This window comes from Micromonospora sp. NPDC050417, assembly GCF_044458865.1.
Lineage (GTDB): Bacteria > Actinomycetota > Actinomycetes > Mycobacteriales > Micromonosporaceae > Micromonospora_G.
This window is the reverse complement of record NZ_JBITIH010000032.1, coordinates 11,992-33,124: the sequence shown is the minus strand read 5'-3', so window position 1 is coordinate 33,124 and position 21,133 is coordinate 11,992. Positions and strand designations below refer to the sequence as shown.

Sequence of the window (21,133 nt, the reverse complement as noted above, 5' to 3'; positions counted from 1 at the left end):
AGACCGATTCATCCTCGGTGTACGGTGTCGCCGTCCGGGATGCACCACCCAGGCGCCTTCCGGGCTCGGCGTTCGCGCAGCGTGAGAGGGCTCTTCACGGGCCGCGCAACCCTCGCGGCGCGCAGCGCGTTACGTTGGACGTCCAGCGAGCCGACCACCGGCGGCGGCCTGGCGATAAGGCGGACCACGGTGGTCCGCAGGGCGAGCAGTCGTGAGTGAGGTCGGGGAGAGACGTGCCGAGTAACGCCAAGAGCACCCGTCTGGTCATCGTCGAGTCACCGGCGAAGGCCAAGACGATCTCGGGCTATCTCGGCCCGGGTTACATCGTCGAGGCCAGCCTGGGGCACGTCCGTGACCTGCCGCGCAACGCCGCCGACGTGCCCGCCAAATACAAGAAGGAACCGTGGGCCCGGCTCGGCGTCGACGTCGACCACGGGTTCACCGCGCTCTACGTCGTCTCCGCCGACCGCAAACAGCAGATCGCCAAGTTGACCAAGCTGGCCAAGGAGGTGGACGAGGTCTACCTGGCCACCGATGAGGACCGCGAGGGCGAGGCGATCGCCTGGCACCTGGTCGAGACCCTCAAGCCCCGGGTTCCGGTCAAGCGGATGGTCTTCCACGAGATCACCAAGCCGGCGATCCAGGCGGCGGTGGCCAACCCCCGGGAAATCGACCGCGACCTGGTGGACGCCCAGGAGGCCCGCCGCATCCTCGACCGGCTCTACGGCTACGAGGTCTCGCCGGTGCTCTGGAAGAAGGTCATGCCGAGGCTCTCGGCGGGCCGGGTCCAGTCGGTGGCCACCCGGATCGTGGTCGAACGTGAGCGGCAGCGGATGGCGTTCCGCACCGCCGAGTACTGGGACATCCTCGCCACGCTCGCCGTACGCGACGCCGGTGAGGGACCGCGTACCTTCCACGCCACCCTGATCGGGCTCAATGGCGACCGAATCGCCACCGGACGTGACTTCGAACCGACCACCGGCAAGGTGAAGCCGGGCGCCGGCGTGACCCACCTCGACGGCGACGGTGCCCGTGGGCTCGCCGCCCGTCTCGACGGGCGGCCGTTCACGGTCACCCGGGTCGAGGAGAAGCCCTACCGGCGTCGCCCGTACGCGCCGTTCATCACCTCGACCCTCCAGCAGGAGGCGGCACGCAAGCTCCGCTTCTCGTCCCAGCAGACGATGCGCACCGCGCAGCGGCTGTACGAGAACGGCTACATCACCTATATGCGTACCGACTCGGTGAACCTGTCGGAGACCGCCATCGCCGCGGCCCGCCGCCAGATCGCCGAGCTGTACGGCGAGCGGAACGTGCCGCCGGAGCCGCGTCGCTACACCGGCAAGGTGAAGAACGCGCAGGAGGCGCACGAGGCGATCCGCCCCGCTGGCGATCACTTCCGCACCCCGGGTGAGCTGGCCAACGAACTCTCCGGTGAGGAGTTCCGGCTCTACGAGCTGATCTGGCGCCGGACCATCGCCTCGCAGATGACCGACGCGGTGGGCTCCAGTGTCTCGGTGCGCATCCGCGCGGTCACCGAGGCCGGTGAGGAGGCCGACTTCGGCGCCACCGGCAAGACCATCACCGACCCGGGCTTCCTGCGGGCGTACGTCGAGTCCTCCGACGACGAGAACGCCGAGGCCGAGGATGCCGAGCGTCGGCTGCCGACCCTGGTCAAGGACCAGCCGCTGACCGCCGAGGAACTGGCCGCGACCGGGCACACCACCCAGCCGCCGGCCCGTTACACCGAGGCGTCGCTGGTCAAGGCGCTGGAGGAGCTGGGCATCGGGCGGCCCTCGACGTACGCCTCGATCATGCAGACCATCCAGGACCGGGGGTACGTCTTCAAGCGCGGCCAGGCGCTGATCCCGTCCTTCCTGGCGTTCGCGGTGGTCGGGCTCCTCGAAGGGCACTACCCGCGCCTGGTCGACTACAACTTCACCGCCGCGATGGAGAACGAGCTGGACGAGATCGCCGGTGGTGACCACGCGGCGGTCGACTTCCTCACCTCGTTCTACTTTGGCAGCGACGTGGCCGGTGACGACTCGGTGGCCCGCTCCGGTGGGCTGAAGAAGATGGTCACCGAGAACCTGAGCGAGATCGACGCCCGCAGCGTCAACTCGATCCCGCTGTTCCGGGACGACGAGGGACGCGACGTGGTGGTCCGGGTCGGCCGTTACGGGCCGTACCTCCAGCGCACCCTGCCCGGTCCGGAGGTGGAGGCGCCGACCGCGCCCGCCGCCGAGGGCGAGGCCGGTACGTCCGAGGACGGCGGTCCGGCCGGCGACCGGGTGTCGCTTCCGGAGGGGGTCGCGCCGGACGAGCTGACCCCGGAGAAGGTCAACGAGTTCTTCCTCGGTGGTGGCGGCGAGCGCAAACTCGGCGAGCACCCGGAAACGGGCGAGCCGATCCTGCTCAAGTCCGGCCGCTTCGGCCCGTACGTCTCCAGTGGTGACCGGAAGTCGTCGCTGCTCAAATCGCAGTCGCCGGACGACATCTCGCTCACCGAGGCGCTTCGGCTGCTCAGCCTGCCGCGTGTGGTCGGGCTCGCGCCGGACGGCGCTGAGGTGCTGGCCGCCGCCGGCCGCTACGGCCCGTACGTCAAGCAGGGCGACGAGTTCCGTTCGCTTGACTCCGAGGACAAGATCTTCACGGTGACGCTGGAGGAGGCGTTGGCGCTGCTGGCGGCGCCGAAGACCCGGCAGCGTCGCGCCGCCGCGCCGCCGTTGCGGGAGATGGGCGCCGATCCGCTGACCGAGAAGCCATTGGTGATCAAGGATGGCCGGTTCGGTCCGTACGTGACCGACGGGGAGTTCAACGCGTCGCTGCGACGGGGTCAGACCCCGGAGGCGCTGACCCTCGAAGAGGCATCCGAGATGCTCGCCGAGAAGCGGGCCAAGGGGCCGGCGCCGAAGAAGAAGGCGGCGGCGAAGAAGGCCCCGGCGAAGAAGGCGGCCGGGGCGGCGGAGCCGACGGCGGCGAAGAAGGCGGCGGCGAAGAAGGCGGCTCCGCGCAAGGCTGCGCCGAAGAAAGCCACCGCCGTGAAATCCACCACCGCTACCAAAGCGACCAAAAAGGCCGCCCCGGCGAAGGTGACCGAGCGCTCCGAGTAACTGTTCGGGGGAATGAGCGCCGGATCGGATTTTCCGATCCGGCGCTATGCCTTAGGCTCCACCGGTGGCGCGACGGGGGATACGGGGCGGCCACCGCCAGACAATGCTGTTGTTTTCGGTCGTACTGGCGGGGGCGCTGATTGTTGTCAGCGGAATTGGTTACCGGGCGGACTGGTGGGGCGATTCCCCTGGAGGGTCCTCCTGGGTGGAACCGTCGGGTGGTCAGTCGAACGGGAGCCAGCCGCCGGGTGGTGGCACTGCCGGGGCGCCGCCGGGGGCGCGACTCGACGCCCAGGGGCGCCGGCTCCTCACCGTGCTGGGCGCGGGCGACGTGCTCATCCACCCCGAGGTGACAGCGCAGGCGAAACGGGATGCCGGTCAGGCCGGGGGCTACGACTTCTTCCCGATGTTCGAGCGGGTGGCGCCAGCGATCAGCGGTGCCGACCTGGCCATCTGTCACCTGGAGACGCCGCTGGCGCCGGCGGCCGGCCCGTTCCAGGGCTATCCCAGCTTCAGCGCGCCGCCGCAGGTGGTCGACGGGTTGCGCCGCGCGGGTTTCGACGCCTGCTCCACCGCTTCGAACCACACCCTGGACCAGGGCGCGCAGGGGGTGAAGCGCACCCTGGACGCGCTCGACGCGGCCGGGCTCGGTCACGCGGGCAGCGCCCGTGACGCGGCCGAGGCGAACACGCCGAGGATCTACGAGGCGGCCGGGGTGAAGGTCGGGCACCTGTCGTACACGTTGAACTTCAACGGGCTGGAGCGACCGGCCGGCAAGCTCTGGATGGCCAACCTGATCGAGCCGGCGAAGATCCTGGACGCGGCGAAGAGGCTGCGTGCGGCCGGTGCCGAGATCGTCGTGCTCAGCCTGCACTGGGGTACGGAATACCAGCACCTGCCGGACGCCGACCAACTGGACTGGGTCAAACCGCTGATCGAGTCGCCCGATATCAACCTGATCCTCGGACACCATGCGCACGTGGTGCAGCCGTTCGAGGAATTCAACGATAAATGGGTCGTTTACGGCATGGGTAACCAGATTGCCCGACATGCCGATCCGGTCAATGATAATCGTGAGGGTGTGATGGCCAGAATCACCTTCACGGAAATGGCCCCGAAAGAGTGGAAAATCACCGAGGCCGCCGCGATCCCCATCTGGACCGATATAAGTCCGAATATCCGACTGGTGGACCTCGCCACCGCTCTCGCTGATCCGGCTCTGGCGGCAGACCAGCGGAAGGTCTACCAGGGGGCCTACCAGCGGATCACCGGCTATCTGACCGCCCGGGGTGCCGACCAGGACGGTTTGAAGGTGCTCGCCCCGACCGGCTGAGCGCCGCTTCCAGGGCAACCTCAGGCGCCGAGGACCCGCTCGGTGTAGGCGTTGGCGAAGACCCTCCCCGGATCGAGGCGGTCCCGTACGGCCACGAAGTCGTCGAACCTCGGGTAGACCGTACGCAGCGACGCCGCGTCCCGGTAGTGGAGCTTGCCCCAGTGCGGGCGACCGTCCAGTTCGATCGCCTCCCGCTCGAACGCCCGGAAGTACGGCTCGTACGGGGCGCCGACGTACTGGTGGATCGCCAGGTACGCGGACTCCCGTTGGTGACCGTGGGAGAGCCAGATGTCGTCCGGTGCGGTGAACCGCACCTCGACCGGGAACTGGACCTTGAACGGCAGCCCGTCGACCACCCGGCGCAGCGCGGTCAGTGCCTCGGGTAGGGCGGCGCGGGGCAGCCCGTACTCCATCTCGGTGAACCGGACCCGGCGCGGGGTGCAGAAGACCTGATCCGAGCGGCCGGTGTAGCTCCGGGCGGTGAGCGCGCGGGCGGAGATCGCGTTGATCGGCCGGACCAGGCCCGGCACGGCCCGCCCGAGCCGGCAGGCCCCGGCGAAGACGGTGTTGGCCAGGAACTCGTCGTCCAGCCATCCCCGGAACCGGGGCAGTGGCCGGTCGTCGAGTGGCACCCGGTTGTTCGTCTTGACCTGCACCCGGTCGGTGTACGGGAACCAGTAGAACTCGAAGTGGTCGTTCTCCTCGATCAGGTTGGGCAGGTCGGCGAGGACCGTGGCCAGCGGCGCCGGCCGTTCGTCGGCCCGGAGCACGAAGGCGTCGACGCACCGGAGGGTGACCTCGGTGATGATTCCGAGCGCGCCCAGCCCGACCCGGGCGGCGGCGAACAGTTCGGGGTCGGTCGTGGCGGAGCAGTGCCGTGTCTCGCCGTTGCCGGTGACCAGGGTCAGGGCCTCGACGAAGGTGGAGAGGCAGCCGTAGCTGGCGCCGGTGCCGTGAGTGCCGGTGGAGAGGGCGCCGGCGACGGTCTGGGCGTCGATGTCGCCGAGGTTCGGCATGGCCAGGCCATGGCTGGCCAGCAGTGCGTTCACGGTACGCAGTTCGAGTCCAGCCGGTACGGTGGCCAGGCGCTGCTCCCGGTCGACCCTGATCGGGCCGCCCAGGTTGGACAGTTCGATCCGTAGGTCGGTGGCGGCGGCGATGTCGGTGAAGGAGTGCCCACTGCCGACCACCTTGATCCGGCGTCCGGCCGTGGCCGCGGCCCGTACGGCGTCGGCCAGGTGTTCCACGGTCGACGGTCGCAGCACGGTGGTGGCGGTGGCGCGCTGGTTGCCGGCCCAGTTCGTCCAACCGGCGGTGGGCGTGGCGGACGGGGGCGTCGCGCCGGGCGGCGACACCGCGCCGTACGGCGATGGGGTGCTGGCCATGCAGCCTCCAGTGCCGAATATGAGTAGCATTCATATCAGGCTTCGATGCGATGAGTAAACATCGCACACCAGGTCCGATCGTTAATCCAGGTAACGTTTCGAACTCGCGACGTGCAGACACATCTCATCCGTCGAAGGGGGAGTGGCGACGCGTGTCCACATCAACCGCCACGAGTGGTCCACTACGCCGCGTCCCGGTGCAGGGTCGTAGTGTTGCCAGGGTCCAGCGCATGCTTGACGCCTGTGCCGAACTGGTCGACGAGGTCGGCTACGAGGGTCTGACCACGACCCTGCTCGCCGAGCGGGCCGAGGTGGCGATCGGCTCGGTCTACCAGTTCTTTCCGGACAAGCGGGCGATCGTCCAGGCGCTCACGCTCCGCAACATGGAGGCGTATCTCGAACGCCTTGCCGACCGGTTCTCCCAGGGCGACCTCGCCCACTGGTGGGACGGGGTCGACGCCGGGATCGACGAGTACATCGCCATGCACCGGTTGGTACCCGGCTTCCGTACGCTGCACTTCGGCGACGTGGTCGACGTACACCTGCTCGACGACCAGCGGGACAACAACGGGGTGATCGCCGAACAGCTCGCCCGGGTGCTGGTCGAACAGTTCGGGATCGCCGACGGACCGCCGCTGCGCTTCGCGCTGGAGATCGCGGTCGAGGCCGCCGACGCGCTGATCAAGCTCGCCTTCCGGCGGGACCAGGACGGCGACGAGCGGGTGCTGGTCGAGGCGAAGGCGCTGATCCGCGAATACCTGCACCGGCAGGTCGGCCCCGTCGCCGGTGGCGCCGAGCCGCCGGTCGCCGAGGTTGTCGCGGACGCTTCGGCCACCGCCGCGACGGTGGGCGACCCGGCACACAGCGCCGCGAGCTGAGCCGTCCGGTCGGCCCGGTCCGGCGAGGTCAGAGGAACGCCTGACCCTCGCCCCGGTAGCTCGGCACCGTCGCCACCACCTGATCCCCCTCGATCAGGTGCAGTTCGTTGACGTGCTCGCTCAGCTCGCCGGCCTTGGCGTGCCGGAACCAGACCCGGTCGCCGACGGTCAGCGCGTGCGCCGCCGTACCGGCCAGCGGGGTCTGCACCTCGCCGGCCCCCTCCGACCCGAGCAGCTTCAGCCCCGGTGGCAGCCAGGGTTCCGGTAGCCGGCTCGGTTCGGCCGGCCCGGAGGCGATCCAACCGCCGCCGAGCACGGTCGCCAGACCCGGCGCCGGGCGCCGGACCACGGCGAGGGCGAAGAAGGCGGCCGGGACCGGGCGCCACGTGCGGTAGGCGTCGAAGAGGGTGGGCCCGTACAGGCCGGAGCCGGCGGTGACCTCGGTCACGGCCGGATCCGCGCTGGTCGCGGCCACACTGCCGGTGCCGCCTCCGTTGACGAAGTCGAGTTCGGCGTGTTCGCGTACCGCGGCCACCGCCGCACCACGGCGTGCCGTCAACTCCGGGTACGACCGGCGCTGGAGTGCCCGGATCGCCACGCCCCGCAGCGCCTGCCCCGGTGGGGCGTCACCGAGCCCGGCGATCTGCGCCTCGTACGACATGAGTCCGACCAGCCGGAACCCGCGTCGGGCGGCGACCCGGGCGGCGAGCGCGCCGGCGTCGGCGGCCGAGTGCACCGGCGAGCGGCGTACCCCGATGTGCAACCGACCCCGGGCCGGTCGCCAGGAGGCGTCGAGGTCCAGACAGACCCGGATCGGTGCGCGCCGGTCCGGTGCGGCGACCGTGTCGATCAGGTCGAGCTGGTCCGGGCTGTCCACCATCAGGGTCACCGAGGTCGCCAGTTCGGCGTCGGCGGCGATTGCCGCCAGTCCGGCCCGGTCCGCGCTCGGGTACGCCACCAGCACGTCGTCGCTGACACCCGTGCGGACCAGCCAGTTCGCCTCGCGCACGGTGTACGCCATCACTCCCTGCCAGCCGGGGCGGGCCAGCGCCCGGGTGAGCAGGTCGCGGCAGCGGACCGACTTGCTCGCCACCCGGACCGGCTTGCCCGCCGCCCGCGTGGAGAGCGCGTCGGCGTTCGCGTCGAACGCGGTCAGGTCGATCGCCGCGAAGGGCGGATCGAGGTGCGCGGTCGCCCGGTCCAGGCGGTCGCGCAGGGCGTCTCGGTCGATTGGTACGTCGGTGTGCACATGTGTACGCTAACTGGCCCTTCGTCAATGCGAAACACCCTCGCGTATTGGTGGTTCGTGTCCGGTCGTCCCGACCGTCCCGACGCTGGGATCAGGGGAATGTCGGGGTGGGGGTGGTGAGCGCCGCGATTAGAGTGTGTCCCGGGGGAGCCCAGCGTTGGGCCGGCACGGGGAGGTACGGCCATCGACACCAACCGCGGCGGCGAGCCGGGAGCGGCATCCGACCCGGAAGCGACCGCCGAGCCGGGCGCGACCTCCACCGCCCAGGTCGACCGCACGGGCTACCAGGCCCTGCGCTCGGTGCTGCGGATCCGGCCCTTCCGTCGGCTGTGGCTGGTCCTCGGCGCCGCCTCGTTCGGTGACTGGCTCGGCCTGCTCGCCACGTCGATCTTCGCCGCGACCCAGGTCAGCGGGGACACCGCGAAGGGCCTGGCGTTCGGTGGTGTGATCGCGGTGCGGTTGCTGCCGGCACTGCTGCTCGGCCCGGTGGCCGGGGTGCTGGCGGACCGGTTCGACCGGCGCCTCACCATGGTCGTCTGCGACCTGCTGCGCTTCGTGCTCTTCGCCTCGATCCCGCTCGCCGCGCTGCTCAACATCGGCGGCGGACTGGTGGTCGGCTGGGCGGCGGTGGCCACCTTCCTGATCGAGGCGATCACGCTGATCTGGATCCCGGCCAAGGAGGCGGCGGTCCCGAACCTGATCCCGCGTACCCGGCTGGAGGTGGCGAACCAGCTCACCCTGATCACCACCTACGGGGTGACCCCGGTGCTCGCCGCGATCAGCATCGCGGTTCTGGACCGCAGCGTGCGCGCCGTCTCCGGTGGGCCGCCGCAGGGCTGGAACGACCCGACGCAGTTGGCGCTCTACTTCAACTCACTGAGCCGGCTCGCCACCGCGCTGGTGGTCTTCTTCGGCATCCGGGAGATCAGCGGGCGAAGCTTCGGGCGCGAGGAGGGGGAGCAGGGCGAGCGGCAGAGCATGCTTCGGCAGTTCGTCGAGGGCTGGCGGTTCATCGGCAAGACCCCGCTGATCCGGGGCCTGGTCCTCGGCATCTTCGGCGCGTTCGCCGGCGGCGGCGTCGTGATCGGCACGGCGAACTTCTTCACCAAGTCACTCAGCGCCGGTGAGGCCGCGTTCTACCTGCTCTTCGGCTCGATCTTCATCGGCCTCTCGGTCGGCATCGGGCTCGGGCCGATGATCGTCCGGGAGATGTCCCGGCGGCGCTGGTTCGGCATGAGCATCGTCCTGGCCAGCGCCTCGGTGCTGGTCCTGGCCGGCTCCATCCACCTGTCGATGGCGATCCTCGGCGCGGTGCTGGTCGGTGCCGGTGCCGGGATGGCCTTCCTCTCCGGCACCACGCTGCTCGGCGGCGAGGTCGCCGACGAGGTACGCGGCCGGGTCTTCGCGGTCGTCCAGACCGGCACCCGGCTGGTGCTGATCCTGGCCATCTCGGTCAGCAGCCTGCTGGTCGGCGTCGGTGGCTCCCGCGAACTGCGGATCGCCGACCTCGGCATCTCCGTCTCCTCCACCCGACTGCTGCTGCTCGTCGCCGGGATCGCCGGGATCCTCGCCGGCATCAATGCGTTCCGCCAGATGGACGACAAGCCCGGCGTACCGGTCCTGCCGGATCTCTGGGGCTCGATCCGGGGACGCCCGCTCTCCCCGGCCGAACCGTTCGCCTCGACCGGGGCGTTCGTGGTCTTCGAAGGCGGCGAGGGGGCCGGCAAGTCCACCCAGCTCGCCACGCTCGCCGAAACCCTGCGCGGGGAAGGCAGGGAGGTGGTGGTGACCCGGGAGCCGGGCGCCACCGACGTGGGCGTACGGATCCGCTCCCTGGTCCTGGAGAGCACCACCGTCGGTACGGCCCCGCTCTCGCCCCGCGCCGAGGCCCTGCTCTACGCCGCCGACCGGGCGCATCACGTCGCCACCGTGGTTCGGCCGGCACTCGCCCGGGGCGCAGTGGTGATCAGCGACCGGTACGTCGACTCGTCCCTGGCCTACCAGGGCGCCGGTCGTACGCTTCCGGTCGACGAGGTCTCCTGGCTCTCCTCCTGGGCCACCGGCGGCCTTAAACCCGACCTGGTGGTGCTCCTCGACGTCGACCCACGGGCCGGACTGCTCCGGGTCACCGCCCGGGGAGTGGGCAAGGACCGGCTGGAGGCCGAATCGCTCGACTTCCACGACCGGGTCCGGGACGCCTTCCTCGACCTCGCGGCGGCCGACCCGAAGCGCTACCTGGTGCTCGACGGTTCCGGGCCGATCGACCAGATCGCCGCCGCGATCGCCGCCCGGGTCGGCGGCATGCTCGGCGAACCGGACACCATCGTCCACCCTGGACCGGCGAAACCGATCGATCTCTCGGCGCAGCCGAAGACCACCGCCGGTGACGACTCGGGCGGCCTCGAACTGGAACGGCGGTCCTGATGACGAGCGTCTTCGCCGACCTGGTCGGCCAGGCCGAGGCGACCGAGACCCTGCGCCAAGCCGCCGCCTCGGCGGCACAACTGGTCCGCAACGCCGAGGCCGGTACGGAACCCGGCGACGTCACCGGCAGCGCGATGACCCACGCCTGGATCTTCACCGGCCCGCCCGGCTCCGGCCGGTCCGTCGCCGCCCGCGCCTTCGCCGCCGCGTTGCAGTGCGAGTACGGCACCGGCTGCGGCGAGTGCGCCGGCTGCCACACCACCCTCGCCGGCACCAACGCCGACGTACGGTTCGTGGTTCCCGAGGGACTCTCCATCGGCGTCGGCGAGATGCGCGCCCTGGTGCTCCGGGCGGCGAGCACCCCGTCCGGTGGCCGCTGGCAGGTGCTGGTGATCTCCGACGCCGACCGGCTCACCGAGGCCGCCGGCAACGCCCTGCTCAAGGCGATCGAGGAACCCCCACCCCGGACGGTCTTCCTGCTCTGCACCCCGTCCACCCACCCGGACGACATCTCGGTGACCATCCGGTCCCGGTGCCGCCTGGTGCCGTTGCGCCAGCCCGCCGCCGACGCGGTGGCGGCCGTGCTCACCGAACGGGACGGGATCGCCCCGGACCTGGCGGGCTGGGCGGCCTCGGCGGCACAGGGACACGTCGGCCGGGCCCGGCGGTTGGCCCGCGACCCGGAGGCACGTAAGCGGCGGGATGCCGTACTGGCCGTGCCCCGGCGACTGACCGGGGTCGGGGCCTGCTTCGACGCCGCTGCCACGCTGATCGAGTCCGCCGAGGCGGAGGCTGAGGCGGCGGTGGCCGACGTGGACGCGAGCGAGCGGGCCGCGTTGCAGACCGCGCTCGGCGCCGGTGGCACCGGCAAGGGGGCCGCTGGCGCCGCCCGGGGTTCCGCCGGGCAGATCAAGGACCTCGAACGTCGGCAGAAGTCGCGGGCGACCCGGGCGCAGCGGGACGCGCTGGACCGGGCCCTGGTCGACCTGGCCGGCTTCTACCGGGACGTTCTCGCGGTGACGCTGCGCGCCCCGGTCACGCCGGTGCACACCGACACGGCGCCACTGGCCGAGGCGGCGGCGGCGAAGTGGGCACCGGAGGCGGCGCTGCGCCGGCTGGAGGCGGTGCTCGCCTGCCGTACCGCGATCGAGACGAACGTCAAGCCCCGCATCGCCGTCGAGGCGATGATGCTTGCGCTCTGGCGCGGCTGACCGGACCTCCCAGCCCGTTCCGGTGTCTCCGTGCGGGGTTCCGTTTCCATTGACCAACCGGTACGGTGCGGTACCTAGTGCAACAGGAACGGCACATTCGGTGAATGGATGCCGGGAGGAGCCCACCGATGTCGCGGGAGATCGACGAGGTCTGGATCGAGGAGGCGGTCGAACGCTACCGACGGATCGAGTCGTTGCAGGCCGAGTTTGACCAGGCGGTGCGGGCGGTCGAGGTCAGTGTCCGGTCACCGGACGGGCTGGTCGAGGTGGTGGTGACGGCCGACGGCACGATCACCGACGTACGTTTCCTGGCCCCGGTGCAGCAACGGGGCAACGCCGACCTGGCCCGGTCGGTGCGGGCAGCGGTGACCGCCGCTGCCGACGCAGCCGGGTGGGCCCGGGAGAAGTTGCACACCGAGACGTTCGGCGCGTACCGGCGGCTGACGGAGGTCTGAGTGGAGAGTCTGCGTGAACTCGCCGACCGGCTGGACGAAGCGGCTGCCACGCTCACCGGCGCCGGCCGTGACCTGACCGCCGCCGGTCGGTCGGACCCGGTGCCGGACGGAGCCGGCACGGGCCGCCTCACCGAGACCACCCGGGCACTGACCGGGCAGTGGTCGGCTGCCACCGAGTGCCGTGCCCACGAAGCGGTCACCGCCGCCGACCGGATCGCCGGCCTCGCCGCCAACCTGCGCCTGGTCGCCGAGGGCTACGCCGACACCGACGACGCCGTCCGCCGCCGGCACGCGCAGGAGTGGTGATGGATCCCCTGGACCACCTCGCCGGATCCGCCGCCGACCTGCTCGGCCGGGTCGACGACCTGCTCGCGGCTGCGGGGGCGCCGGACGACCACCGGATCTGGCCACTGCTGCGCCGGTTGCGCGCCCTGCCCGGGGCCGTACTCGGCGAGGTGCTCGCTCTCCGGCCGGCGCCGCTCACCGCCGCCGGGCACGCCGTACGCGCCCAGATCGAGGAGTACGTCCACGCGCGGCAGTACCTGACCGGCGACGACCCGTGGCAGGGTGCCGGGGCACGGGCGTACGCGGCGCACCGGGACGCGCTGGCCGCGTACCTTGACGGGGACCGGTCGGAGAGTCTGACCGGGCGGCTCGACGCGACCGTGAGTTACGCGGACGCGGTCGCCGACTGGATGGTCCGCACCCGCTACGCGCTGGCCCGCACCCTCGCCGAGGTGCTCGGCTCGGCGGAGGCGGTGGCGGTGGTGACCGCCGGCCGTGGCGGCGACCCGGGTGTGGCCGGACCGGCGGCTGCCGAGATCGGCGCCCGGGTGCTGGCGACCGCGGCCGAGGCGGAGGAACAGGCGCGGGCCCTGCTGCACCAGTGGTCGGAGGCGCTCGCCGAGTTGCCTTACCGCGCCCCGACCGAGGCCGGTACGGGCCGCTTCGACGCCACCACCTGGGTTGGCCGCTGACTCTCGCTCGCCCCTTCGGTGCTGCCGGAGTTCGTTGCCGGAAAACGGGTAGGGGAGTCTGCGGTGGTTTGGACGTAGGGTGGGCGGATGGGGATGCTGTGTGCGGTGAGCTTCACCCGGTACGGGCGCCTGTACTACCTGGATCCGGGCGAGTTCCGTCCCGCCGTCGGAGACCGGGTGCTGGTCCCTACCGACGACGGGCCCGAGGTCGCCGAGTGTGTCTGGGCGGCGCAGTGGGTCAGTGAGGACACCAGCGGATTCCCCCGTCTGGCCGGCCTCGCCGGCGAGTCGGAGCTGCGCCGCGACGAACTCCAGCGCAAGCGCAAGGCGGAGGCGAAGGTCGCCGCCAAACGTCTGATCCGCGAACACGGCCTACCGATGAAGGTGATCGCCGTCGACCACGTGCTGGAGGCGCCGAGCGGTGCTTCCTCCGGGTCGCGTACGACCGTCTACTTCACCGCACCGCACCGGGTGGACTTCCGGGCGCTGGTCCGTGACCTCGGCGCTACCCTGCACTGCCGGGTGGAGCTGCGTCAGCTCTCCGCCCGCGACTCGGCCCGGGTCCAGGGCGGCATCGGTTCCTGCGGGCGTGACCTCTGCTGTGCCACCTTCCTGACCGACTTCGAACCGGTCACCATCCGGATGGCCAAGGACCAGGACCTGCCGCTCAATCCGCTGCGCATCTCCGGCGCCTGCGGCCGGCTGATGTGTTGCCTGAAGTACGAACACCCGCTGTACCAGCAGTTCCAGGCCACCGCTCCGGCGGTCGGGGCACGGGTCGAGACCCCCGACGGAGCCGGACGGGTGGTGGCGCACAGCGTGCCGCGCGACTCGGTGGTGGTGCGGATGGACGCCGACGGTTCGCGTACGTCGTGCAGCCGGGCCTCGGTCTGCGGTTCTCGCCAGGCCCACGAGGAGCGCTACGCGTAGCAGCGCCCCTCGCCGGGTGGCTCACGTCGGCGGACGGTCGGGTGGCATCCAGCACATGATGCGGTCGAAGATGGCGCGTACGTCCGGTGGTCGTCCGAGGGCGGAGTCGTAGACGTGTAGGTCGGAGATGGCGTCGACGAACTGGGTGCCGAGGTAGAGCATCAGTGCGATCCGTTGGTGGCGGAAGCTGACGGTCAGGTCGAGTCGGGCGTCGGCGCAGGGCCAGGGTTGGGCGCAGACCCGGCAGCACCAGACCGGGCGCAACGGTAGGTGAAGGTGTCGGCTCGCGACCGGCTTCGGCTCCATCAGACGATCTCGCCCGGACTCACCAACGGTCGCCCGGTCATCCTCGGTATCCGTTTCGTCGGGCGACGTCGTAGCCGAGTCGCTGGCCGAACGTGATGACGTGCTGCCGGTGTACGGCGGTCGGCTCGTTCGCCCAGGGCGGGGGAGTCGGCGGCGGCGGTGTCGGGGGCGGCAGGGTCGGACTCGGCCTGAGCAGTCGCAGGATGAGGTCCCACCAGAATTGGACGACGAACATCGCATTCCTTCGGTTGTTGGAATGCGGGGCCGTCCCGTTCGGGAAGGCGGGACGGCCCCGCGCAACTCCCGCCCGTCCTTGCCGGTGGATTCGAGCGGGAGCGCTTCTCCTCCACCCCGGACTATTGACGTCGATTAACGGAATATGTTCACCGAACACTAAGGACACACATCCTCGGACGCGTTTCCTTATGCGGGGCGTGGCCACTTATAAGGAGGAAATAAGGGTGAATAACCTTCCGGCACGACTCAAGCAGCTACGCGCCGAGCGTGTCGTCACCCAGGACCAGGTGGCCGAGGCGATCCAGGTCAGCAATTCCTTGATCGCGGCGTTCGAGACGAACCGGCTGGTCCCGCAGCCCGACACCGCCAAGGCATTGGACGATCACTTCGGCACCGGCAACGAGATCCAGAAGGCGTCGGTCGAGGCGCGGAAGAACCGGCGATCGGCGCCACCGAGTTGGTTCCTTCCCTGGCAGGGCGCGGAGGAAACGGCGGCAACCCTGCGCTATTTCCAGGCGACCCTGATTCCCGGCCTGTTGCAGACGGAGGCGTACGCCCGAGCCGTGTTCGCGAGCACGGGACTGCACTCCGAGGAGGAGGTGGAGAGTCGGGTCGCCCTCCGGATGGAACGGCAACTCGCGATCCTCGACCGGAGGGACCGCCCCACCTGCGTCTTCTTCCTTGATGCCGCCACCCTCCGGTGTGGGCCTTCCAAGATCGCCAAGGAGCAACTGCTGCAATTGTCGGACATCGGTGCCCGGCCGAACATCTTTGTGCACGTCGTCCCCGACTCCGCCGGGCTGCACGCGGGCCGCAGTGGCTCGTTCTCGCTGGCAACCATCGAGGGCGGGAAAATGGTCGGTCTGTTGGGGGACTTCTACGAAGATCGAGTGGTGCCGGCGCCGGCCCTCGTGACCGGTCTGGACCGGACGTGGCAGGCTATAGCGGCGGTCGCGCTACCGTGTGGCCAGTCAAGAGACCTTATCCTGAGGTTGGTGAATGATCATGACGACTCAGTGGCCGACCTGGCGCAAGTCCAGTCGTAGTGGCCAGAACGGCGGGGACTGCGTGGAGGTGGCCGACAATCTCCCCGGTCGTGTCCTCGTCCGCGACAGCAAGGACCAGTCCGGCCCGACGCTGACCTTCGGGCCAGAGGCGTGGCGCGACTTCGTCAACCTGGCGAAGCGCGGATAGCTCGTCGCGACACACCCCTCGAACCACACAGTGCCCCGACCGGATGGTCGGGGCTCTGTTCTTTGATCGTCAGTTGCTCACCGCAGGGTGATCGGTGGCTCGGCGAGCCGGGCGCGCAGCGGCTGCCCCGGGACCAGCCACGAACTGTCCGGTCGGTCGTCCGGTCCGACCCGCCACTGGCGCGACACCGTGTCCACCGCGACCGGGTAGATCGTCAACGTGCCGTCGGCGGCGAAGTGTAGGCGCAGGAAACTCTTCGCGTCCTCGATCCCCTGCCCGGCGAAAAGCTCGTTGACGTTCACCCCGAACGCACCCGCGACCAGCAGGTACGCGGCGGTGAGCTGGCTCGCGACCAACCCGGCGACCGGTCCGTAGAGCAACGCGGCGGCAGCCCCGGGCAGCGGCCACGGCCAGTCCTGGAACGGAAGCTGGAGCCACACCCAAGCGCCGCCCGCTCCGAGGGCGATGTGCCCGACACCGTGGAAGACCCCGAGCAGGTAGTGCCGGATCTGCCGTTTACCGCTCGCCGTCGGCGGCTTGGCGAAGAACGCCGCGCCGACCAGCACGACGGCGAGCATGATGACCAGCGGGATGCTGAACAGGCCCTGGTCGGTGGAGCTGGCGCGTTGGGTCGCCACCCCGGCGATGGGGAGCATCAGCAGGACGTGCAGGGCGCCGAGCAGGGTCACGAAACCCGGATTGCGGAACGGCAGCCGCCCGAAGATGCCCCAGCCGTAGCGCCGGGAGCGGGCAGGCTCGGGATAACGACCGACGAGGTCGTACTCCCGGGTCTCGCTGGCCCGGCGGGCGACGCTGTCCCGGGGCGGCACCTCGATCCGCTCCGGCAGGTGGTGCGTGGGGTAGAGGTACGCGCCTCCTCCTCCACAGTGGATGAGCTGCCGTTCCGGGTTGGCGTAGCGGGCGTAGTGGTGCAGGTCGCCGGAGAGGATCAGCGGAACCCGGGCACCAGTGGGGGCGAGCACGGTACGGACGAAGTAGTCGACGGACTCGTACGCCTTGGGGTCGTCCACCGCCTTGACCCAGGTCGGCGCCGGCACCGAGAGGATCACCTTGGACTCGGGGCCGAGCTGGGCGGCGGCCTCCTCGAAATAGCGCAACTGCGGATCGTCCAGGTACGTCCCGGACTGCTCGTCCAGGGCGAAGAGCCACCAGTCCGACGGCAGCCGCACCGCGAAGTAGGAGCGGGACTGCGGCGTACGCCACCCGCCGATGTCGCTGTCGCGAGAACGGGCAAACAGGCGCAGGAACGCGGTCAGGCCGTCGTACCAGTCGTGGTTGCCGGGAATGGCGTAGAGCGTCGGGGCGGGACCGTCAGCGGGCGGGCAGGGCAGAGCCGCCTGGTACGGGCCCTTGAACCGGTTCTCGTACGCCCCGCTGCTCGCCGTCGGATAGACCTGGTCACCGCCCATCATCAGCATCTGCCCCCGGGGCAGCCGACGGTCGGCCAGCACGAGTTCCGGCTGCGCCAGCAGGTACGCCACGGAGTATGTGGCGTTGAACCCGTCGCCCAGGTCGGCCACGAAGTCCATCCACAGCTCGCCATCGGTGCCCGGCTCCTCGTAGACCCCGCCCGGGAGCGCGTTCTGCAACTCGCGTTTGTCCAGGTAGGCGCCGAAGAGCAGGGCCAGCAGCGTACGCACACCGGTGCTGATCAGCAGTAGCGGCGCCAGCCACGGCACGGGCGCAGCCGGGGTGAAGCCGAGTTCCTGTGGATCGAGGCTGCGTGGTCGGGGCAGCGGGGCGGGTCGTACGTCGGGGGCCCCGATCTCCTTCGCGCTCGCTCCCGGTCCTGCGGGCTGTTCGTCGCTCACGCGACCGGAGCCTAGTCGTCGCCCGTACCGAGCGCTGTCCAATGGCGGACGTTTGGGATGAGTCGCGCCGAATGCCAGCAAAGAGCCACCGCCCCGATGCTCCCTTGAGGAGCGTCGGGGCGGCCAAGCTGTGCGCTGAGTATTTATGTTGATGCTTTCTCTGGCCGAGTCAGGGGCACCTCATTGCCCTGCGCCAGCCGTGTCCGCATCCAGGGATAGGGATCTGTCAGTGGCGGGCGTCGCCTTCGGCACTCCTCGCGCAACTCGATCAGCCGTTCACCTGCCGTGTAGTGGCGCCCACGGGTTTCGCCCTGAGGTCGCAGCAGTCCCAGGTCGGCGAGTCGTCCCAGGTCGCGAGTTGCGGTGTGTTTCTCGATGCCGGTCATTTTCATGTAGCCGGAGCGGCGTACGCGGTAGCCGAGCACCGCCTCGTAGAGGATGCCCGCGATGCGCTCGGGCAGTTTGTGGGCCCCGACCAGATTGTCCAGCTCAGCCCAGATCTCCGATGCCTCGACTACTCGACGCGCGACCGTCTGCGCTTGCATGTGGTGCGCTCGGATGTTGAAGGCCGCCCACAGCTGCGCGTCGGGGCGTGGGCGCCAGGTGCCCTGGCCGGTGATCGCGAGCACCTGGTAGTAGTCGTCGGTGTTGTGGCCGAGCCATTCCTCCACGCTGGAGAATGCCGGCTCGATGATCGTTTGACGGGAGATGGTCAAGGTCTGGAGTGCCCGCGCCATACGCCCGTTGCCGTCCCGGAACGGATGGATCATGACTAGGTTCAAGTGAGCCATGGCGCCCCGAACGAGCGGATCCATGTCCGTGTCCGAGCGGAGGCTGGCTGCCAGTTCCTCCATGAGTTCGGGCACCCTGCCTGCTTCCGGCCCTTCATACACGACAACGTCACGCTTCTCGTCGTGTACGAAGATCGGACCCATCCTGTACTGGCCAGGGCTCTTGCTCAGGTCATGGGCCAGCATCATGTAGTGCATGCTGCGGACCGCAGAGGTGTCGGGCGCGAAGTGCGGATCGCCGGCCATCTGTAGGACGTAACCGAGAGCCTGGCGGTAGCCGCGGATTTCCGCCCATGTCCTCTCGTCGGCGCCCAACGGTTCCTCGTCGTCCAGTGCCGCGGCGGCGTCGTCCTCCGCGACGACGTAGCCTTCGATGCTGTTGGACCCGCGGATCGCGCGGGCGAGCATCGTTCGGCGCAGACCCCCCTGCCAGCGTCGTGGAGCGCGCAGGGCGCTGGCGAGATGTCTTCGCATCTCATGGACCTCGGCGAGAACCGTCTGATCCTCGGCGGTCAGCGCCGGGTTAGCGTAGATCACGATGTTCAGATGTCTCTATCATAGCGACATTCTACCCCCGTTTGTTGCTAAGTTAGCGACATAGCAAACATCGGGTGTTGAGGCGAGGAAACCGATGCGGAGGCTCGGCGGCGCGTGCCGTACACTCGACGGGCGTTGCCGCCTTAGCTCAGTCGGCTAGAGCGACGCACTCGTAATGCGTAGGTCGACGGTTCGATTCCGTCAGGCGGCTCGGTACGGCGAAGGCCCTGGTCACCGGAGTGACCAGGGCCTTCGCCGTTGGAGAGATCGGTAATTGGCTATCAGGAAGATCGCCGTCGCAGGCGCTCGGTGACAAGATCAGTGACAGATGCCATCTGGAGCCGCTCTGCGGGGCGCTGGGACGGCGCTGCCATCCGCGTCTCCATCGCCGCCGCCGCCCGCCGGGTCAGCTCCACCCCGACGTCTTGGTAGCCCCGGGTCGTCCGGAGATCGGAGTGCCCCAGCACCTCCTGGACGATCGACAGGTCGACACCCAGCTCCAGGAGCGCGGTCGCCGTTGAGTGCCGCATCACATGCACTCGCGCGTCCGGCACGCCAGCTTCTCTCAGTAGATCTTTCCAGTCGGCCCAGTCGACGCGTGGATCCATGGGGCGGCCGTCACGGTGGCAAAAGACATAATCATTCGCGTGCCAGTATGTGCCTACCTCGCGCATTTCCGCCTTCTGTGTCTCCTTGTGCTCTCGCAGCAACCGCGCCACCCCTGGCGGCAAGGCGACAACGCGGGGGTGCGGGCGACGTCGCCAGCCTTTCGGGCGGGTAAGCACCAATCCACCATCCTGTTTCTTAGGGCACGTTGAAGCATGTTCTTCGCAATCGCGTTTACAAGGCGGAGGGCAGCCGCGTGTCCCCTTATGCCGTTTGCAATCCTTCGGGCAAGGCTCGAAACGGTGTAGCCCATTCCTGTTCTTTGCCCGGGGTCGAGCGCCGCAGGCGCTCGGATCGTCGCAGCCGTGCCGCCACCCGAGTCGCTGTAGCTGCCACTGAATCGTCACAATCTCGTTGTCCAGGTCCAGATCTGACCAGCGGAGCCCGAGAGTCTCGCCCTGGCGGGGACCGATGGCCAGTCCGACGTACCACCGTGCGCCGTTACGCCGCCGGCTCGCCACCTCCAGCACGGCTCGGGACTCGTCGGCGGACAAGGACTCCCGGGCCACCCTCGGCGCACCAGGCGGGTCCATCAACTTCGCTACGTTTCGGGTGACACGCTCCCGGCGGAGCGCGATTTCCAGCCCGCGCCGGATAACCGCATGGGTTTTGAGTACGTGCCCCTCTGAACATGGTTTTGGTTTCTTCGAAAACATCGCCTTGTAGAGCCGGTCAAGGTCTTCGGCCTCCAATGCGTCGATCAACAACCCGCCGAGGTGGGGGAAGATCCAGTTGTGGCAGCGGGACCAGTAGTCATCGAGACTGCGTCGGGCGAGGGGTCGGGCACCGTACGGGGCGATGTCGGTCAACCAGATCCTGAACCACTGCTCGACGGTCGGCACCCGGCCGACCCGGGGCTTCTGGCCGGCTGTGACCTTCCTCAGCAGCTCGCGGATCTTGCGCCGCACGACGGCCTCACTCTTGCCCGATCGGTGGCGACGGTCCAGATCACCGTTTGGCTTCCGCCCCACAGTCACCTTGGCGTGGTACAGGCCATCGGAGCCCAGGGTTACGGGCACGTCCTTCCAGTGCGGCAGCTCCAGCTCCATCACACCGCCTCTGTCTCTCCGTCGTCGTCGCCGCGGCGGCGCGCGAGATAGCGGATCATCGAGCGGATCTCCGCCCTTTCCGCCTCCGATGTGTTCGGGTCGCGCAGTCGGCGCGCAACCTCCTGCATGTCCGGATCGAGCCCGAGCGGCTCGGCCTGAGGCTCGCCGTTCTCCGCCCAGCCCAGCAGTCGGTACGCCTGCTGGTAAGGGACACCGAGGCCATCACAGAACGCGCGCACCTGGGTCGCTCGTGGGTCCTTGGACCACTCACCGTCGCGCCACCGGTAGATGGTGCTCTTGCCGACACCGGTAGCGCGCTCGATGTCAGGGATGGTCATGCCGCGCTGCTTGGCGTCGGTGAGGATCCGGGCGACGAGGCGGCCGAACTTGGCTGCGCGGACGGCGTGAGATGCGTGAGATTTGGCCATGCGCAGACGGTATTTCCCGTGATCGGGACGCTCGTCGGAGTCGCGGCGGTATTCCCGATCTCGGCGCCGTCTGGGGTGTATCGGCACCCGTGCTCTGAACAGCGTGGAACTACTCTGCATGGCTTCACCATAGATCGCCGC

General features: G+C 69.6%; 19 protein-coding genes and 1 tRNA gene. 12 read left to right on the top strand and 8 right to left on the bottom strand.

Annotation, left to right across the window (positions count from 1 at the left end; translation table 11 throughout):
• Nucleotides 1-233: 233 nt before the first annotated feature.
• Nucleotides 234-3,110: a type I DNA topoisomerase gene (topA, locus tag ACIBF5_RS29855; RefSeq protein WP_396816269.1), complete on the top strand. Its 2,877-nt coding sequence runs from the start codon at nt 234-236 to the stop codon at nt 3,108-3,110.
• Between the two features lie 103 nt (nt 3,111-3,213).
• A complete protein-coding gene (locus ACIBF5_RS29850) occupies nt 3,214-4,443 on the top strand; it encodes a CapA family protein (RefSeq protein ID WP_396816268.1) in 1,230 nt (409 codons plus the stop codon).
• Between the two features lie 20 nt (nt 4,444-4,463).
• Here ACIBF5_RS29850 and ACIBF5_RS29845 read toward each other — a convergent pair whose 3' ends face one another.
• A complete protein-coding gene (locus ACIBF5_RS29845) occupies nt 4,464-5,828 on the bottom strand; it encodes a D-arabinono-1,4-lactone oxidase (protein WP_396816267.1) in 1,365 nt (454 codons plus the stop codon).
• Nucleotides 5,829-5,980: 152 nt separating this feature from the next.
• Here ACIBF5_RS29845 and ACIBF5_RS29840 point away from each other — a divergent pair, with 152 nt between their 5' ends.
• The gene (locus tag ACIBF5_RS29840) at nt 5,981-6,706 is read left to right on the top strand and encodes a TetR family transcriptional regulator (protein ID WP_396816266.1); all 726 of its coding nucleotides are present in this window, start codon (nt 5,981-5,983) and stop codon (nt 6,704-6,706) included.
• Nucleotides 6,707-6,734: 28 nt separating this feature from the next.
• On the opposite strand, the gene ACIBF5_RS29835 is transcribed toward ACIBF5_RS29840, so the two are convergent.
• Nucleotides 6,735-7,955 carry an amino acid deaminase/aldolase gene (locus tag ACIBF5_RS29835; protein ID WP_396816265.1) on the bottom strand — a complete coding sequence of 407 codons (1,221 nt, stop codon included), beginning with the start codon at nt 7,953-7,955 and terminating at the stop codon, nt 6,735-6,737.
• Between the two features lie 300 nt (nt 7,956-8,255).
• Between ACIBF5_RS29835 and tmk the strand changes: the two genes are divergently transcribed.
• The 6 genes from tmk (at nt 8,256) to ACIBF5_RS29805 (ending at nt 13,952) form a co-directional block, all read left to right on the top strand.
• Complete coding sequence (gene tmk, locus ACIBF5_RS29830; protein ID WP_396816264.1) at nt 8,256-10,379, top strand: dTMP kinase; 2,124 nt, start codon at nt 8,256-8,258, stop codon at nt 10,377-10,379.
• Complete coding sequence (locus tag ACIBF5_RS29825; RefSeq protein ID WP_396816263.1) at nt 10,379-11,590, top strand: DNA polymerase III subunit delta'; 1,212 nt, start codon at nt 10,379-10,381, stop codon at nt 11,588-11,590. The genes tmk and ACIBF5_RS29825 overlap by 1 nt, the downstream gene beginning before the upstream one ends.
• Nucleotides 11,591-11,718: 128 nt before the next feature.
• Complete coding sequence (locus ACIBF5_RS29820) at nt 11,719-12,045, top strand: YbaB/EbfC family nucleoid-associated protein (RefSeq protein ID WP_396816262.1); 327 nt, start codon at nt 11,719-11,721, stop codon at nt 12,043-12,045.
• The gene (locus ACIBF5_RS29815) at nt 12,046-12,351 is read left to right on the top strand and encodes a hypothetical protein (RefSeq protein ID WP_396816261.1); all 306 of its coding nucleotides are present in this window, start codon (nt 12,046-12,048) and stop codon (nt 12,349-12,351) included.
• Complete coding sequence (locus ACIBF5_RS29810) at nt 12,351-13,022, top strand: hypothetical protein (RefSeq protein ID WP_396816260.1); 672 nt, start codon at nt 12,351-12,353, stop codon at nt 13,020-13,022. The genes ACIBF5_RS29815 and ACIBF5_RS29810 overlap by 1 nt, the downstream gene beginning before the upstream one ends.
• Before the next feature lie 87 nt (nt 13,023-13,109).
• Nucleotides 13,110-13,952, top strand: a complete 843-nt coding sequence (locus ACIBF5_RS29805; protein WP_396816259.1) for a stage 0 sporulation family protein — start codon at nt 13,110-13,112, stop codon at nt 13,950-13,952.
• 21 nt (nt 13,953-13,973) lie between these two features.
• On the opposite strand, the gene ACIBF5_RS29800 is transcribed toward ACIBF5_RS29805, so the two are convergent.
• The gene (locus ACIBF5_RS29800; protein ID WP_396816258.1) at nt 13,974-14,258 is read right to left on the bottom strand and encodes a hypothetical protein; all 285 of its coding nucleotides are present in this window, start codon (nt 14,256-14,258) and stop codon (nt 13,974-13,976) included.
• Between the two features lie 37 nt (nt 14,259-14,295).
• The gene (locus ACIBF5_RS29795) at nt 14,296-14,493 is read right to left on the bottom strand and encodes a hypothetical protein (protein WP_396816257.1); all 198 of its coding nucleotides are present in this window, start codon (nt 14,491-14,493) and stop codon (nt 14,296-14,298) included.
• A gap of 226 nt (nt 14,494-14,719) precedes the next feature.
• Between ACIBF5_RS29795 and ACIBF5_RS29790 the strand changes: the two genes are divergently transcribed.
• On the top strand, nt 14,720-15,541 hold the full coding sequence (locus ACIBF5_RS29790) for a helix-turn-helix transcriptional regulator (protein WP_396816256.1): 822 nt from the start codon (nt 14,720-14,722) through the stop codon (nt 15,539-15,541).
• On the top strand, nt 15,501-15,689 hold the full coding sequence (locus ACIBF5_RS29785; RefSeq protein WP_396816255.1) for a DUF397 domain-containing protein: 189 nt from the start codon (nt 15,501-15,503) through the stop codon (nt 15,687-15,689). Before ACIBF5_RS29790 ends, ACIBF5_RS29785 begins: the two co-directional genes overlap by 41 nt.
• A 77-nt stretch (nt 15,690-15,766) precedes the next feature.
• Here the strand turns inward: ACIBF5_RS29785 and ACIBF5_RS29780 are convergent, their stop codons facing one another.
• Nucleotides 15,767-17,521: a metallophosphoesterase family protein gene (locus tag ACIBF5_RS29780; protein WP_396816254.1), complete on the bottom strand. Its 1,755-nt coding sequence runs from the start codon at nt 17,519-17,521 to the stop codon at nt 15,767-15,769.
• 143 nt (nt 17,522-17,664) lie between these two features.
• The gene (locus ACIBF5_RS29775; protein WP_396816253.1) at nt 17,665-18,849 is read right to left on the bottom strand and encodes a Fic family protein; all 1,185 of its coding nucleotides are present in this window, start codon (nt 18,847-18,849) and stop codon (nt 17,665-17,667) included.
• A gap of 137 nt (nt 18,850-18,986) precedes the next feature.
• On the opposite strand from ACIBF5_RS29775, the gene ACIBF5_RS29770 reads away from it, so the two are divergent.
• A tRNA-Thr gene (locus tag ACIBF5_RS29770) sits at nt 18,987-19,060 on the top strand.
• 70 nt (nt 19,061-19,130) lie between these two features.
• Here the strand turns inward: ACIBF5_RS29770 and ACIBF5_RS29765 are convergent.
• Both ACIBF5_RS29765 and ACIBF5_RS29760 read right to left on the bottom strand, forming a co-directional pair.
• Nucleotides 19,131-20,564: a tyrosine-type recombinase/integrase gene (locus ACIBF5_RS29765; protein ID WP_396816252.1), complete on the bottom strand. Its 1,434-nt coding sequence runs from the start codon at nt 20,562-20,564 to the stop codon at nt 19,131-19,133.
• Nucleotides 20,564-21,112, bottom strand: coding sequence for a helix-turn-helix domain-containing protein (locus ACIBF5_RS29760; protein WP_396816251.1), 549 nt, complete (start codon nt 21,110-21,112; stop codon nt 20,564-20,566). Before ACIBF5_RS29760 ends, ACIBF5_RS29765 begins: the two co-directional genes overlap by 1 nt.
• Nucleotides 21,113-21,133 lie beyond the last annotated feature (21 nt).